At 63.6% G+C, this 14,423-nt stretch carries 16 protein-coding genes; 1 reads left to right on the top strand and 15 read right to left on the bottom strand.

Annotated elements, in window-relative coordinates; genetic code table 11:
• Positions 1–7 precede the first annotated feature (7 nt).
• The 9 genes from IVB46_RS40635 to IVB46_RS40595 all read right to left on the bottom strand — a co-directional run bounded on the left by IVB46_RS40635 (position 8) and on the right by IVB46_RS40595 (position 8,498).
• Positions 8–1,045, bottom strand: coding sequence for a patatin-like phospholipase family protein (locus IVB46_RS40635; RefSeq protein WP_247303886.1), 1,038 nt, complete (start codon positions 1,043–1,045; stop codon positions 8–10).
• On the bottom strand, positions 1,042–1,971 hold the full coding sequence (locus tag IVB46_RS40630) for a polyphosphate kinase 2 family protein (protein WP_247303888.1): 930 nt from the start codon (positions 1,969–1,971) through the stop codon (positions 1,042–1,044). Before IVB46_RS40630 ends, IVB46_RS40635 begins: the two co-directional genes overlap by 4 nt.
• Positions 1,931–2,950, bottom strand: a complete 1,020-nt coding sequence (locus IVB46_RS40625; protein ID WP_247303890.1) for a branched-chain amino acid ABC transporter permease — start codon at positions 2,948–2,950, stop codon at positions 1,931–1,933. The genes IVB46_RS40630 and IVB46_RS40625 overlap by 41 nt, the downstream gene beginning before the upstream one ends.
• Positions 2,947–3,828, bottom strand: a complete 882-nt coding sequence (locus IVB46_RS40620) for a branched-chain amino acid ABC transporter permease (protein ID WP_247303892.1) — start codon at positions 3,826–3,828, stop codon at positions 2,947–2,949. Before IVB46_RS40620 ends, IVB46_RS40625 begins: the two co-directional genes overlap by 4 nt.
• Before the next feature lie 13 nt (positions 3,829–3,841).
• Entirely contained in the window at positions 3,842–4,546 is a 705-nt protein-coding gene (locus tag IVB46_RS40615) for an ABC transporter ATP-binding protein (protein WP_028150400.1), read from the bottom strand.
• 3 nt (positions 4,547–4,549) lie between these two features.
• Positions 4,550–5,317: an ABC transporter ATP-binding protein gene (locus IVB46_RS40610; RefSeq protein WP_028150401.1), complete on the bottom strand. Its 768-nt coding sequence runs from the start codon at positions 5,315–5,317 to the stop codon at positions 4,550–4,552.
• 15 nt (positions 5,318–5,332) lie between these two features.
• On the bottom strand, positions 5,333–6,643 hold the full coding sequence (locus IVB46_RS40605; protein WP_247303902.1) for an ABC transporter substrate-binding protein: 1,311 nt from the start codon (positions 6,641–6,643) through the stop codon (positions 5,333–5,335).
• A 95-nt stretch (positions 6,644–6,738) separates the two neighbouring features.
• Positions 6,739–7,443, bottom strand: a complete 705-nt coding sequence (locus tag IVB46_RS40600) for an NUDIX hydrolase (protein ID WP_247303904.1) — start codon at positions 7,441–7,443, stop codon at positions 6,739–6,741.
• A 29-nt stretch (positions 7,444–7,472) separates the two neighbouring features.
• Complete coding sequence (locus tag IVB46_RS40595; protein WP_071910550.1) at positions 7,473–8,498, bottom strand: ABC transporter substrate-binding protein; 1,026 nt, start codon at positions 8,496–8,498, stop codon at positions 7,473–7,475.
• A 139-nt stretch (positions 8,499–8,637) separates the two neighbouring features.
• Between IVB46_RS40595 and IVB46_RS40590 the strand changes: the two genes are divergently transcribed.
• Positions 8,638–9,087, top strand: a complete 450-nt coding sequence (locus IVB46_RS40590) for a cupin domain-containing protein (RefSeq protein ID WP_015684397.1) — start codon at positions 8,638–8,640, stop codon at positions 9,085–9,087.
• A gap of 73 nt (positions 9,088–9,160) precedes the next feature.
• Here IVB46_RS40590 and IVB46_RS40585 read toward each other — a convergent pair whose 3' ends face one another.
• From IVB46_RS40585 to IVB46_RS40560, 6 genes are all read right to left on the bottom strand, one after another.
• Entirely contained in the window at positions 9,161–9,934 is a 774-nt protein-coding gene (locus IVB46_RS40585) for an anti-sigma factor (protein ID WP_247303906.1), read from the bottom strand.
• Complete coding sequence (locus tag IVB46_RS40580) at positions 9,931–10,440, bottom strand: sigma-70 family RNA polymerase sigma factor (protein WP_247304769.1); 510 nt, start codon at positions 10,438–10,440, stop codon at positions 9,931–9,933. The genes IVB46_RS40585 and IVB46_RS40580 overlap by 4 nt, the downstream gene beginning before the upstream one ends.
• Before the next feature lie 49 nt (positions 10,441–10,489).
• Positions 10,490–11,959: a YncE family protein gene (locus IVB46_RS40575; protein ID WP_247345422.1), complete on the bottom strand. Its 1,470-nt coding sequence runs from the start codon at positions 11,957–11,959 to the stop codon at positions 10,490–10,492.
• Positions 11,960–11,968: 9 nt separating this feature from the next.
• The gene (locus IVB46_RS40570) at positions 11,969–12,505 is read right to left on the bottom strand and encodes a DUF305 domain-containing protein (protein WP_247303907.1); all 537 of its coding nucleotides are present in this window, start codon (positions 12,503–12,505) and stop codon (positions 11,969–11,971) included.
• Between the two features lie 101 nt (positions 12,506–12,606).
• Positions 12,607–13,392, bottom strand: a complete 786-nt coding sequence (locus IVB46_RS40565) for an ABC transporter permease (RefSeq protein ID WP_014493076.1) — start codon at positions 13,390–13,392, stop codon at positions 12,607–12,609.
• Entirely contained in the window at positions 13,392–14,210 is an 819-nt protein-coding gene (locus IVB46_RS40560; RefSeq protein WP_247303910.1) for an ABC transporter ATP-binding protein, read from the bottom strand. Before IVB46_RS40560 ends, IVB46_RS40565 begins: the two co-directional genes overlap by 1 nt.
• Positions 14,211–14,423: the final 213 nt, after the last annotated feature.

The raw sequence follows: 14,423 nt of genomic DNA, 5'->3' as shown, positions 1-14,423 counted from the left end.
CTCGAAATCAGAGAAACATTTCAGTCAAATCAACCGTCGACGAGCTGCCGATACAGTCAAAGTTTTGCGTCAGCCAGATTCGCGCGGCCTCGCGCCCCTCGTCACGCAGGCGGCACAAGAGGCTCCATTCGGGATGGAACTGCGTGGCCGTTCCGAGCTGCGACATCAATTGGTCGTTTCCAATCCAGTGCATGAACATGCGGCTGTGCGTGTTGCGATCGAGCTCGCCATCATCGATCAGCCGGGTCGCGAAGGCAATCGCGCGCATCTCACGCATCAGTGACGAATTGAAGCTGATCTCGTTGATGCGATGGAGAACGTCGGCGGCGCTCGCCGGCAGTTCGTCACGCCGGATCGCGGTCACCTGCACGATGATGACGTCTTGGCTACCTTTTCGATAGATCAGCGGAAAGATCGCGGGATTTCCGAGATAGCCGCCATCCCAATAATGCTCGCCGTCGATCTCGACCGCCTGGAAATATGGCGGCAGACAGGCCGAGGCGAGCACGGTCTCCGCGCTGAGCAGCGGCGTCTGGAACACCTTGATCTTGCCGGTACGGACATTCGTGGCGTTGAGAAATAGCTGCGGTGCGTCCGGCGATGAATTGAGCCGATCGAAATCGACCACGCGTAGCAGCAACGACCGGAGCGGATTGAAGTGGAGGGGGTTGAGCAGGTTCGGCGGCACCGTGTGCGTCAGCGTGTGGATGAAAGCATGGACAGGGTGATATTCCGGCGGCAGCTTGAGGGCCTGGATCAACTGGTTGAGTGGCGAGAACAGGTCATAGACCTGATCCATCCGCGAGACCTCGTACCAGAACGCATGCAGGTTCTGCCGCGCCCCCTCGGCTCCGCCGATGGCCATGCCTGAGGCCAGCACCACCGCATTCATCGCGCCCGCGCTTGTAGCGCTGATCGCCTCGATGGCGAGCCTGCCGTCCTCGAGCACGTGGTCCAGCACGCCCCAGACGAAGGCGCCGTGCGCGCCGCCGCCCTGAAGCGCGAAGTTGACGTTCTTCTGGTTGCTGGTCTCACGGGCGGTCACTTTGCGGGCTTCCTGCCTCCCTTCCCCTCGCGCTCCAGCGCCTTGCGCACCTCGTCGAATTCGCCAAGCGAGGCCTTGTCGGCGCGGGGGAAACGCAGGTCCAGCTTTTCGAGCGCCGCGACGATCGCCGAGCCGATCACGACGCGCGCGAACCATTTGTGGTCGGCCGGCACGACATACCAGGGCGCGTGCGACGTTGCCGTATGCCGGACGATGTCCTGATAGACCGCCTGGTAGCGCGGCCACAGCGCGCGCTCCTTGATGTCGTCCATCGAGAACTTCCACTGCTTGGCCGGTTCCTCGAGCCGCTCAAGGAAGCGCTCGCGCTGCTCCTCCTTGGATAGATTGAGGAAGAATTTCAGAACCACCGTGCCGTTGCGGCTGAGGTGGCGCTCGAAGGCGGAGATGTCCTCGAACCGCTCCTTCCAGATGTTCTTGGTGACGAGCCTTTGCGGCAGCTTCTGCCTGGCAAGAATCTCCGGATGCACCCGCGTGACCAGGCACTCCTCGTAATGGGAGCGGTTGAAGATGCCGATATGGCCGCGCTCGGGCAGCGCGATCGCGTGGCGCCAGAGGAAATCGTGATCGAGCTCCTTGGTGCTCGGCGCCTTGAAAGCATGGACCTCGCAGCCCTGCGGGTTGATGCCCTCGAAGATCGCCTTGATCGCAGAATCCTTGCCGGCGGCGTCCATGGCCTGGAGCACGATCAGCACCGACCAGCGGTCCTGGGCGTAGAGCTTCTCCTGAAACTCGATCATCCGCTTCTTGTTGGCGTCGAGAATCTCCTGCGCCTTCTCCTTGTCGAGATCGCCCTTCTCGTTGGTCTTGTAATCCTTGAGGTGAAACTTGCCCGATCCGTCGTAACGGAACGGCGTGATGTAGCTGTCAAGTTCCTGGGCGAGCGATTTGGACGGCTTCTTGCTCATGAGCGCGGGGCACCTTGCGTTGCGGCTTCAATCGGTCGAGCAGGCTACCAAGGATGCCCTTGGGAAGGAATATGATGAAAAGGACCAGCAGCACGCCATAGACGAGGTTGTCCCAGCCGACCGCCTTGGTGCCGAAGCCGATACGCAGGGTTTCCGCCAGCAGAATGGTGATGACAGCGCCAAAGGTCGGGCCGAGCGAGACGAACAGGCCGCCGACGATGGCCGCGAACACCATCTGGAGCGACACCGCGATGCCGCTGACGGTGTCGGGGGTGATGAACATCTGGTACTGGCAGTAGATTGCGCCGGCGAGCGCCGTCATCACCGCACTGAGCAGCGTGATTTTCAGCTTCTCCGCGGTGACATCGACGCCGGCGGCGGCCGCGGCATCCTCGTCCTCCGAGATCGCCTCGAGCGCGTAGCGGGCCATGCTGCGGTCGACCCAGTGCCAGACCACGATGCCGAAAAGCCAGACCCCGAGCGCGATCAGATACCAGGTCGTCTTGTCGTCGAATTGCAGCGCCAGCAGCTTGTTGCCCGAGGCGCGATTTGGCGTATAGCCGAGCGAGCCGCCGGTATAGTCGCGCGTGGCCGTGATGACCTGGAGCACGATGCCTGACAGCGCCAGCGTCACCAGCACGAAATAATGTCCGGTGATGCGGAAGCGGAAGCAGGGGTAACCGACGATCAGCGCCAGCGCACCCGCCGCAACCATGCTGATGGGAATGCCGATCCAGGGCGACCAGCCCAGGTGATTCCACAGCAGCGCGGTGACATAGGCGCCGATCCCCATGAAGCCGCCATGGCCGAGCGAGACCAGGCCGAACCGTCCCATCATCGACCAGGACGTGTAGGCGAACGACCAGATCAGGATCAGCACCAGAATGTGCAGATGATAGGGGTCGCGATAGAGGAAGGGCAGCGCGATCAATGCTGCAAGCCCGATTGCCCACGCCACAAGCCGGCCCTGCCCCATCATCGGCGCCTCGCAAGCAGGCCCGCGGGCCGGATGAACATCATGACGATGAAGAAGGCGAAGGCGAGCACGTAGCCCCATTCGAGGTCGGAGAACAGGCCGCCGAGCGATATGATCTCGGCGAACACAAAGGCGGCGATGAAGCCGCCGATGAAATTGCCGAGCCCCCCGAGCACGCAGATCAGGAAGGTGATCGGTCCGAAGGAGAGGCCGACGAAGGGATGCACGTCATATTGCAGCACCAGCAGGCAAGCGGCGAGCCCAGCCAGCCCGCCGCCGAGCGCGGAGGTGATGAGATACATTCTCTTCGTGTCGACGCCCATCAGCGCCATGATCTGCCGATCCTGGGAGATGGCGCGGATCGCGGTGCCGGTGAAGGTGCGGGTCATGAACAGGTACACTGCGACCATGCCGACCAGCGCGGCCAGAAAGGATAGCAGCCGCGCGTAGCTGAAATTCATGTCGCCGAAGGCGAGCACCGGCAGGCGGATGCCGAGATTGCGGAAGTCGATGCCGAAGGCGACGGTGGCAAAGCTCTGGAGCACGAACAGCACCCCGCCTGTCGCAAGCAGCTGGTTGATCGGCGGCGCGGTGAGCAGCGGCGCGATCACGAGGTAGTGCAGCGCGGCGCCGAGGATCGCGACGAGCAAAATGGTGAACGGCGCTGCGATGAAGTAGCTGAGGCCGTAATACTGCACGATGAAATACATGGCGTACATGCCGATCATCACCAGCTCTGCGTAGCAGATCCAGGTCACGTCGATGACGCCAAAGATCAAATTGAGCCCGAGCGCGAGCAGTGCCAGCACGCCGCCGAGCAGGATGCCGTTGATCACGGCCTCCAGCAGATAGATGTCGAAAATGCCCAAAAAAGCTTGCATGCCTGCATGAACCTCATACCCCGAGATACGCTTCCTTGACCGTGTCGCTCGCCAGCATCTCGGCCGAGGTGCCGGACGCCCGGATCGTGCCCGCCTCGATCAGATAGGCGCGATCAACCACTTTCAGCACCTGCTGCACGTTTTGCTCGACGATCAGCACCGTCAGGCCACGGGCGCGGATCCGCTTCACCAGCTCGAACACCTGCTGCACCACGACTGGCGCCAGCCCCGCCGACGGCTCGTCGAGCAGCAGGAGTTTTGGATTCGACATCAGCGCGCGGCCGATCGCGCACATCTGCTGCTCGCCGCCGGACATGGTGCCGGCCATCTGGTGGCGGCGTTCCTTCAGGCGCGGAAACAGGTCGAACACGACATCCAGCCGCTCGGCATAGTGGCCGCGCGCTTCCTTCATGAAGGCGCCCATCTTGAGATTGTCGTCGACCGTGAGCTGCGGAAACAGCCGCCGGTTCTCCGGCACATGCGCGATCCCGAGGCTAACGATCTTGTGCGGCGGCGTCGCCACGACGTCGACGCCCTCCATCCTGATCGACCCGCGCGTGGGACGGATCAGGCCGGAGATGACGCGCATCAGCGTGGTCTTGCCGGCGCCGTTCGGACCGATGACGCCGACGGCCTCGCCCGCCTTCACATCGAGATTGACGTCGAACAGCGCCTGGAACGTGCCGTAACCCGCGCTGACCGAACGAAGCTCCAGCATCGTCTAGCCTCCCGAGCGGCGGCGCGCTTCCGCCGCCGCGGCCTGCGTGGTCTCGGCATCGGTGCCGAGATAGACCTCGATGACGCGCGGGTCGCCGGCAACCGCGCTCGGCAAGCCTTCCGAGATCTTCTCGCCGTGATCGAGCACCATGACGCGGTCGACGACGCGCATCAGCACGCCCATGATGTGCTCGACCCAGATGATCGTGATGCCGAGCTCGTCGCGGATGTTGCGCAGCATGTCCGCCGCCTGGTCCATCTCGGTCTCGTCGAGACCGCCGAGGCTCTCGTCGGCAAGCAGCAGTTTTGGCGCGGTGGCGAGCGCCTTCGCCAATTCGAGCTTCTTCAGGCCGGCTGCGCCCAGGCCATCGACGCTGGCATGGCGATCGGTCGGCAGGCCCACCATCGCGAGTGACCGCTCGGCCGCCTCCTCCGCCCTGGCACGACTGTGGCGGCCCTGGCCGTAGAAGCCGGCCAGCGCGACATTCTCGAAAATTGTCAGGCGGCGGAACGGCCGCGGAATCTGGAAGGTGCGGCCGATGCCGCTGTTGATGATCCGGTGCGGGGCGAGGCCCGCGATCTCGGCGCCGCCGAACAGGATCGAGCCGGATGTCGGCGCCAGCGTGCCGGAGAGCATGTTGAAGATCGTGCTCTTGCCCGAGCCGTTGGGGCCGATCAGGCCGAGGATCTCGCCCTGATCGACCCGAAACGACACGTTGTTGACGGCGGTGAAGCCACCAAACCGCTTCACCAGCCCGCTGACTTCCAGCACCGCCCTGCTCCGCCGCTACTGGTTGCTGTAGGTGGTGCCCTTCGGCAGCGGCAGCACAGCCTCGCGCTGCGCCTGACTCTTGGGCCACACCACAGAGGATTTGTCGTCGATGTACTGGATCACGACCGGGAACGAGCGCTCGTTCTGCCCGGCCATCGGCGTGCCCTCGCCGTAGAACTTGACGCCGAAGCCCAGCATGGTCCCGCCTTCGGGGATGTCGGTGTCGAGCGCGGCCTTGCGCAGCGCGTCGGGATCGACGCCGCCATACTTTTTGATCGCGCGCGGCAGCACATCACTCATGAACACGTAAGTGTTGGACGCGCCGATGCCGACATGCGCCGAGCGGATGACAACGCCGGGCCTGATCTTGTCGAACTCCTCGCCGACCATCTTGATCACGGGCGGGAGCTTGGGATCCATGGTCTTCTGGTTGGCGAGCCAGATCGAGATCGGGTCGGTGTTGAAGATGTAGGTGGCGTCAGCCCCCATCCCCTCTTTCAGCTTCTCGTAGACGCCGTAGCCGGCGCCATGGCCCATCAGCGCGCCGAACTTCAGCCCCTGCTCGCGGGCCTGGCGCAGCAACAGCGTGATGTCAGGGTTGTAGCCGGTGTGGAAAATGACATCGGGCTTGGCGCGCTTCAGCTTGGTCACCAACGCGGAGAGATCCGGCGCCGTCGCCGAATAGCCTTCCTTCATCACAACGTTGAAGCCCGCCTTCTTCGCGCCGGCCTCATTGCCCCTGGAGACGTCGACGCCATAGGCGCCATCCTCGTGGATGATGGCGACGCGCAGGTCCTTCGGCTCCTTGTCGAACTTCGCCTTGGCATTCTGCGCGATGAAATCCATCGTCATCATGCCGAACTGGTCGCCGCTCGCCTGCGGGCGGAAAACGTATTTGTAGCCCTTGTCGTTGAACACGGCCGACGAGATGCAGGTCGTCATCCACATGAACTTCTTGAGCTGCTCGACGCGGGCGGCCACCGGCACGCATTGCGCCGAGGAGAAGAAGCCGAGCACCATGTCCACCTTCTCCTGCTCGAGCAGGCGGACGGATTCGTTGATGGCGATGTCGGGCTTGCTCTGCGCGTCGGCATAGACCGCCTCGATCTTGTAGCCCTCGACGCCGGTCTTGGCGAAATGGTCGAGAATAATTTTTGCGCCGATATAGCCGAGCTCAGATCCACCGCCCGCGAGAGGCCCGGTCAGGTCGAAAACAACGCCGATCTTGATCTTCTTCTCTTGAGCCTGAGCCGAAGCCATCAAGCCCGTCGCTGATATCGCGACCAACAGCCCACGTACCAAGCGGGCAGCCATGCGCAGGCGCATCAAAACCTCCCTGGACGATTGTGCATTGCAGTCTTCTTGCTTTTGCTTTTTGGCCCATCACATGGGCTGGGGGCAGCGATGTCAAGCCTCGCGCTTCAGCGCGACGCGAACTGCTGCTCGATAAAGGCCGTGACAAATCGCGGCATGGTCGGCGTGAGATCACTCATCCCGCGCACGAGATGAATGGCCGACAGCTCCGGATCGTCCTCGCGGGCGAGGTTGGCTTCGATCCGGGCCCGGGCCACGTCACCCGGCATGTCCAGGTTGATAATTTGAATCATTGCAATCGACGGACCTGTGACGACACAGTGCCAGTCCGGCTGGACCCGGTAGTCGGCCGCGTTCAAGCCGGTCTCTTCCCCGAGTTCGCGGATGACACTGCCGGGAATGTCGAGCGCGCCGTCACTGACGTCGTCCAGATCAGGCGTGCCCGAGGGGAAATAGATGCGGCCTGCATTGGCGGTGTGCTGCGCCATCTCGCCCATGATGAAGGCGCCGTCGGAGGCGCGCAGCGCGCCCATGCCAAAACCGTTGAACACGGCCTTGTCGGGAAAGCCCCAGTCGCGCCAGGCAAGGAAGCTCGCGAAATCCGTCTCGAAATAGGTCGCGGCGAGATGGCCGTCCGTGAACACGGCATCGCGCCCGAGCAGGACGCGGCCGTTCCACATCTTCGGCCGCTCGCGCTGCTTCTCGGCGAAATGCGCCGCAATCTCGGCGCGGCGCTCTTCGGCGAACGGCCAGGCGATTGGCCGCACGGCAAGATCAAGCGTCGTGACGCGATGAATGACCAATGACGTCATGACAGCTGATTACAATGCCTTCGCGTCAGTTATTTGGCATTCCCCGTGGTCTTCTTGGCCTGATCGACATACTTGTTGGTAAAGGTCTTGCTGACGTCGATCTTGGCGGCGGCCACCTCGGGCGAGCCGACGCTGAACACCGCGAGCACGGCGTCTGCGCCCTTCGGGTCCATCTTGCCGGTTTCGGAGAACATCGGGATCGTGTTCTTCAGCGCAGCGAGATAAAGCTCCTTGTTCTTGCCGACCATCTCGTCCGGCATCTTCGCCATGATCTCCTCGGGCGAATGCGAATGGATCCAGCCGATCGTGGCCAGCATTGCGTTGGTGAGCGCCTGCGTTTCCTTCTCGTGGCCGTTGATCCAGGCCACGGTCGAGTACAGCGCGCCGCCCGGATATTCGCCGCCGAACGTCTCGAGCGTGTCCTTCTGGGTGCGGGTGTCGCTGAGGATGCGCAGATCCTTGTGGCTGCCCTGGAGCACGGTGACGGAGGGATCGAGCATCACGGCGGCGTCAATCTGCCCCTGCTCCATCGCGGCCACGGCGGTGGCGCCAAGGCCGACGCCGATCACGGCGGTGCCGGCGGGATCGAGCCCGTTCTTTTTCAGGAGATATTTGAGGAAGAAGTCGGTGGAGGAGCCGGGCGCGCTGACGCCGACCTTCTTGCCGGCGAGATCCTTGATCGACTTGATTTCGTTCGTGTGCGACGGCGAGACCACCAGCACGAGGCCGGGATAACGGTCATAGACCACGAAGGCCTGAAGCTCCTGCTTCTTGGCGGCGAGGTTGACGCAATGGTCGAAATAGCCGGAGACGACGTCGGCGCTGCCACCGAGCACGGCCTTGAGCGCGTCCGAGCCGCCCTTGAGGTCCACGAGCTCGACATTGAGGCCCGCCTTCTCGTATTCGCCGAGCTGCTTGGCCAGCACCGTCGGCAGATAGCACAGGCAGGCGCCGCCGCCGATCGCGATGGTGACCTTGCTTTGCGCCGCGGCAAGACCGGTGGTGAGCGTCAGCGCGAGCAGCGCACCGGCGAGCCTGGCAATTGTGTTCTTCATTGGTTTCCTCCGTTCGGCTGGCGGCACCATAGAGCAGCAGGATTGGCTTGAGAAGCACTGCCAAAGTGCGACTCGCCATCAGCCTTTCGGCGCAATAGCATGGGTCCACAAGAACAATTCTTGATGGGGAGGATCATCCATGAATCGCCTTGCAATCGGCCTGTCGATCGCCGCCGCCTTTGCCGCCGGATGCGGCGCGAACCAACTGCTCCGGCCGGCGCTGGCCGCAGAGAACGTCACCGCGCAGATCATCCACACCGGCGAGATGGAAGGCGACGCACTGGGCCCCGCCAACAATGTCGGCTACCGTTCCAAGATGTTCGCCAGCGCCGACGGCGCCACCATCTCGATCCAGGTCGGCAATGTGCCCAAGCACATGCATCCCAACACCAACGAGATCCAGTACATCCTGGACGGGACCGGGACGATCTGGCTCGGCGACAAGGAGGTGACGGTGAAACCCGGCGACCTCGTCATCATCCCCAAGGGCACCCCGCATGGCGGCACCAAGCCGATCAGCGGTCAGGTCAAGGCCATCGCGATCAAGACGCCTCCGCAGGCGCCCGATGACACCAAGCTGCTCGACTAGGCTGCCCGCAACTCGGGCCGGTTGAACGTTCGGGCTCGCACTGCCGTGCGGGCCCATTTCCACAGTTTCGAGGCTAGATCGGGCGCGTCTGCTTCCGGATCTCGTTCGCGATCGGCTTGAGGGTGTCTCCCGGAAGCTGGCCGACGAGCGTGTAACCCATGCCGCCATCCGCCCACACGAAGCCCGCGACATCGCCGGTCGATTGCGGCATCATCGGCGTATCCAGATTGCGGTTGCTCATCGGACGCGTCAGCACGACAAGCCGGTCGCCGCGATCGTCATCGTACATGAACATCGCGGCCGGGCCGTGCGACGTCGCAACCAGGCGACCGCCCATCAGCCGATAGCCGGATACAGAGAGATCCGGCACCTTGACCGGCTGTTTCAGCCGATTCGATACCCATCGCGTGAGCTCGGCACTGTCGGACGCGCGTATCTCGACCGGCCGCACGCGGTCCGGTGCGTAAACGCCATACGAATAGGCCGCCTCCTGTGCCAGCGCAGACAGTCCGTTCGAGCCCTCCTGCAAGACGCCGCGCATGGTCCACCCGCCGAGACCGCCGATGCCGAGAAGCAACATCGCAGCGATCGCCCACCACGTCCGCATGGGAGACCGCCTCCGGCTCTCGATGATGTGCGACAGATTCAGCTCGGCCGGCAACGGCTCGTCGGCGATCGACGCGAGCGCGCCGCGCAGCTGCTTGCGCTGGGTGGCGAAGGCCGCAACGCGCGCGGCGACATCCTGATGATCGTCCAGATAGGATGCGACCTCCGCGCGCCGCTCAGGCTCGAGCGCCTGGTCGACATAGGCGTGGAGATCATCCTCGGTGATCGGCCGCCGGTTCATTTCGCGCCCCGCAATGCCACGACGTTCCCTGGAGCCACGCCCTCCATCTCCTGCAATAGCCTCTCCCGCGCGCGCGACAGGCGTGACATCACGGTCCCGACCGGGATCTTCAGCACTCCCGCGGCGTCCGCGTAGGATAGATCCTCAACCGCAACAAGCAACAACACGGCACGCTGCTCTTCCGGCAGTCTCGCAAGCTTTTTCAGGACATCCTGATAGATCAGCCTGTGCTCCTGCGCGGCGGCACTGACAAGCTCACGCTCGCCTGCATCGTCGATCGGCATATGCCTGCCCCGCGCCGTCGCCTGGCGGAATTGCGTGACCGCCAGATTGTGGAGGATGCTGAACAGCCAGGCGCGCACGCTGCCGTCGCGCCGCTGATGCCAATGGCTGACGGCACGTTCCAGGCAATCCTGAACCAGATCATCGGCAGCCACGCGATCGCGCAAAAGCGCGCGCGCGTAGCGGCGGAGCGCGGGGATAAGCGGCTCGACCTGAACCAGCATGTCCTTCACGAGGCGCTCCACCTACCCTTTGCCGACGTCGGACGGCGCGTCATCGCGCCTCGATCTGGACCGCCTCACCAGGCATGGCCGCGTCACCGGCCGCAATCACCAGGTACCGCCTTGCTTCAGCGGCGGACTGGTCGACGATCTGCCGGATCGGACCGGCCACATTGACGATGGCAGATCCAGCCGGATTGGTCATGAACGCCGCCAACGGCTGCAACGGGCCACTGCCGTCGCCATGCTCCGCCAGGGCAAGCACATATTTCTGCTTGGGCTGAAGTCCGGTCACCGAAGCCTGCAAGATCTGAATCAGGCCTTGATCGAACAGCGACACGCTGGTCGGCGCCATGCCGTCCTTTGCACCGTCCTTCGACGCAAGCGTGAGATGAGCGACTTGGCCGGCAACGCCGAGGGCCTGCAAATTCTGGCGGTCATCAGGGTTAGGCGCAGCATTTGGAACATACGCGATTGCCTGCGGCGCCTGGCCGATCGGAACGTTCCCGACCACCTTATTGGTCGCCGTGTCGATGGCCGCGAGTGCGTCCGCGTTCTCCAGCCCCACATAGATGCGCGTGCCATCGCCGGACGGCCAGACGCCGTGCGGCAGATTGCCGACCGGGATCGTCGCGACCTGCGAGAAATCGTCGGTGCGAAACACTTTTACTTCGTTCAGGCCACCGATGGTGACGTAGGCGAACGTGCCCTTGGCAGTGTGTGCGAAATTGACGTGGTTGGTGATCGGCCCGGTATCGATCGTCTTGATCGCGTTGAACGGTGGCTTGGCGTTGAACACCTGTGTCCGGCCGACGTCCTTCAGCGTGAACCACACCTGGTTTCCATCCGGCGTCGCCGCGATGTTCGGGCAGAATGGGCTCTCCTGCTTCACCGTGGCGACGATCTTGTGCTCGGCCACCGCGACGACGTCGGTCTCGGGATTGAACGACGAGCAGATGTAGCCGTATTTGCCGTCGGGTGAGAAAATCTGCATGCCCGGCCCGTTCGGGGTCGTGATGCGGGTCTTCTCCTTGAAGCTGATCGGATCGATGACGGAGATGTAGTTCTCGCCGCGAACGGTGACCCACACTTCCTTGCCGTCCGGCGTGAAGAACGCCTCGTGCGGCGATCGTCCGACGTAAGTGATATGCTTGACCGCGTTGGTCGCGGTGTCGATGAAGCTCACCGAATTCGAGCCGATCGATACCACGGCGAGCGTCTTGTGATCGGGCGAGAAGCCCATGCCATGTACGAGCACCTGGCCCTTGTAGAGCGGGCTGAAATTGCCGGGCTGCGGGTCGCCCAGCCGGATCACGCCAAGCAGCTTATTGTCGACGGGATCGGTGACCGAGACCGTATTCGAGAACTGCTCTGCGGCGTAGACGCGGTCGTGATGGCTCACCGGAATATCGGGAGCGGACAGCGCGCCCGGCGCCTGCCCTGCCCACGCGACCGAACCCGTCGCAAGCATCGTGGCCGCCAGGAAAATGCTCTTCATCATAGTGCTTCGTGACGTGGTCATCTGCGACTCCTACTTCTTCATTCCCGTGGACATATCCATCTGCATGCCCGGATGATGATGAACGGTTGTGCTGGGAACAGAGGGCGGCTGGGTCGGGGCGGGCGTGGTGTCTGTCGCCGGCTCGCCGATCGCGAGCTTCATGGCCGCGATCTCCTGCATCTGGTCGACGATGATTCCCTGGGCGATGCGCCGCAGCTGCTCGTTCTTGCCATAGCGCAATTCGATGACCGCCATGTCGATCGCGCCCTGATGATGCGGGCTCATCATTGCGACGAAGTCGCGATCGATGTCGCCGGTCGGCTTGGCCGCCATGTCGTTCATCATCTTGGTCATCGCCGCTTCGTTTTCCTCCAAAAACGCACGCTCCTCCGTGCTCACCGCGGCCGGCGGGGCGGCCGGATGGGATTCATGCGCGAACACGAGTAGCGGGAGTGCGGACACGACCAGAATTGGCGCGGCAAGGAACGCCGTGCCGAGACCGGGCCTGGGCCATCGGCATCTGCTTGCGAACACCGCTACGGCGCGGCGAAACTGTGAGGGGAGCATCCTGAACTCCCATGCAGGTGGTTGCATGGGGGTATGACGTATGGCCGCGCGTTCTATTCCGGGCGGTCAATCACATAAACGTCAGCAGGCAAACGAGCGGCCTACCCCCGCCCGTCCACGGTCGGCCGCCAGACCAGCAGCCTGCGCTCAACCAGCGTCACCCCGAAGTCGATCAGGATGACGAAGGCCGACAGCACGAACATGCCGGCGAACACGCCGGCGACGTCGAAGATGCCTTCGGCCTGCTGGATCAGATAGCCGAGCCCCGCCGCCGATCCCAGATATTCGCCGACGACCGCGCCGACCACGGCGAAGCCGACCGAGGTGTGCAGCGACGAGAACATCCACGACAGCGCCGACGGCCAATAGACGTGCTGCATCAGCTGCCGCTCGCTCATGCCGAGCATGCGGCCATTGTCGAGCACGGTGCGGCTGACTTCCTTGACGCCCTGATAGACGTTGAAGAACACGATGAAGAACACCAGCGTCACGCCGAGCGCGACCTTGGACCAGATGCCGAGGCCCAGCCACAGCGCGAAGATCGGCGCAAGCACGACGCGGGGCAGCGCGTTGACCATCTTGACGTAAGGGTCGAACACCGCGGCAACCAGCGGCTGGCGCGCGAACCAGAAGCCGACCAGCACGCCGCCGAGCGATCCGATCACGAACGCCAGAATCGATTCCGTCAACGTGATGCCGAGATGCTTCCAGATCACGCCGGACGAGAACCATTTGACGATCTGGCTGAACACGTCGACCGGGTTGGAGAAGAAGAACGGCGGCAACAGGATTTTTCCGAACACCGGCACGGTCGCAAAGAGCTGCCACAGTACGAGGCAGACGACGGCGACCAGGACTTGCAGCGCAAGCAGCGTCACGCGCGACATCAGATCGCCTCCGCCGCTTGGGTCGATTGCGCGTAGCCCTTCATCACCTCGTCCTTGAGCACGCTCCAGATCTCGCGGTGGAGCGCATGGAACTCCTTGTCCAGCCGCACCTCGAAAATATCGCGCGGGCGCGGCAAGCTCACGCGCCAGTCGCCGATGATGCGCGAGGACGGCCCCGCCGACATGATCACGACGCGGTCGGCGAGCGCGATCGCCTCTTCGAGATCATGGGTCACGAACAGCACGGCCTTGCGGTCGGCGTTCCAGAGGTCGAGCAGCAGATTGCCCATGACCTGGCGGGTCTGCGCATCGAGCGGCCCGAACGGCTCGTCCATCAGGAGTATCTTTGGGTCGCGGATCAGCACCTGTGCCAGCGCCACGCGCTTGCGCTGGCCGCCGGAGAGCATGTGCGGATAGCGGTTGGCGAAGGCGCCGAGGCCGACGGAAGTCAGCCATTTTTGCGCGCGTTGCAGCGCCTCGGCGCGGGGCGTGCCCGCGATCTCGAGCCCGATCGCGACATTGTCGAGCGCGGTCTTCCAGGGGAACAGCGCATCGGCCTGGAACAGGTAGCCGGCGTCCCGGTTCAGCCCCGTGAGCGGCCGGTCAAATATCTTGATGCTGCCGGCGGCGGGCTTGAGCAGGCCGGCCGCGACGTTGAGCAGGGTCGATTTCCCGCAGCCGGTCGGGCCGACAATGGCGACGAACTCGCCCTGCGCGACCGAAAGATGGGCCTTCTCCACCGCCGTATAGACCCGGTCGTCCCCCAGCCGGAACGCGACTTTGGCGTCTTCCAGCGCCACTGCCGTGGGCGTCGTCATGTGTTCCCTCCGAACTTGGCCCGATGCCTTAGCCGCTCGCGCGGCCAAGTTCAATCGAGCCGCCAAGCGTGCTACGCATGGGGTCCGTCGCCTCCTTCACCCTCCCCTGGAGGGTGAGGGTCGGTGCGCATGAAGCGAAGCGGAATGCGGACCGGGGTGGGGTGACGGTCCCTCCACGTCCAACACCGCCCGTGTTGAGAGATCACCCCACCC

The sequence above is a fragment of the Bradyrhizobium sp. 61 genome, from assembly GCF_023073075.1.
GTDB lineage: Bacteria > Pseudomonadota > Alphaproteobacteria > Rhizobiales > Xanthobacteraceae > Bradyrhizobium > Bradyrhizobium barranii.
The sequence above is the reverse complement of the archived record's forward strand: the minus strand, read 5'-3'. Positions and strand labels throughout refer to the sequence as shown.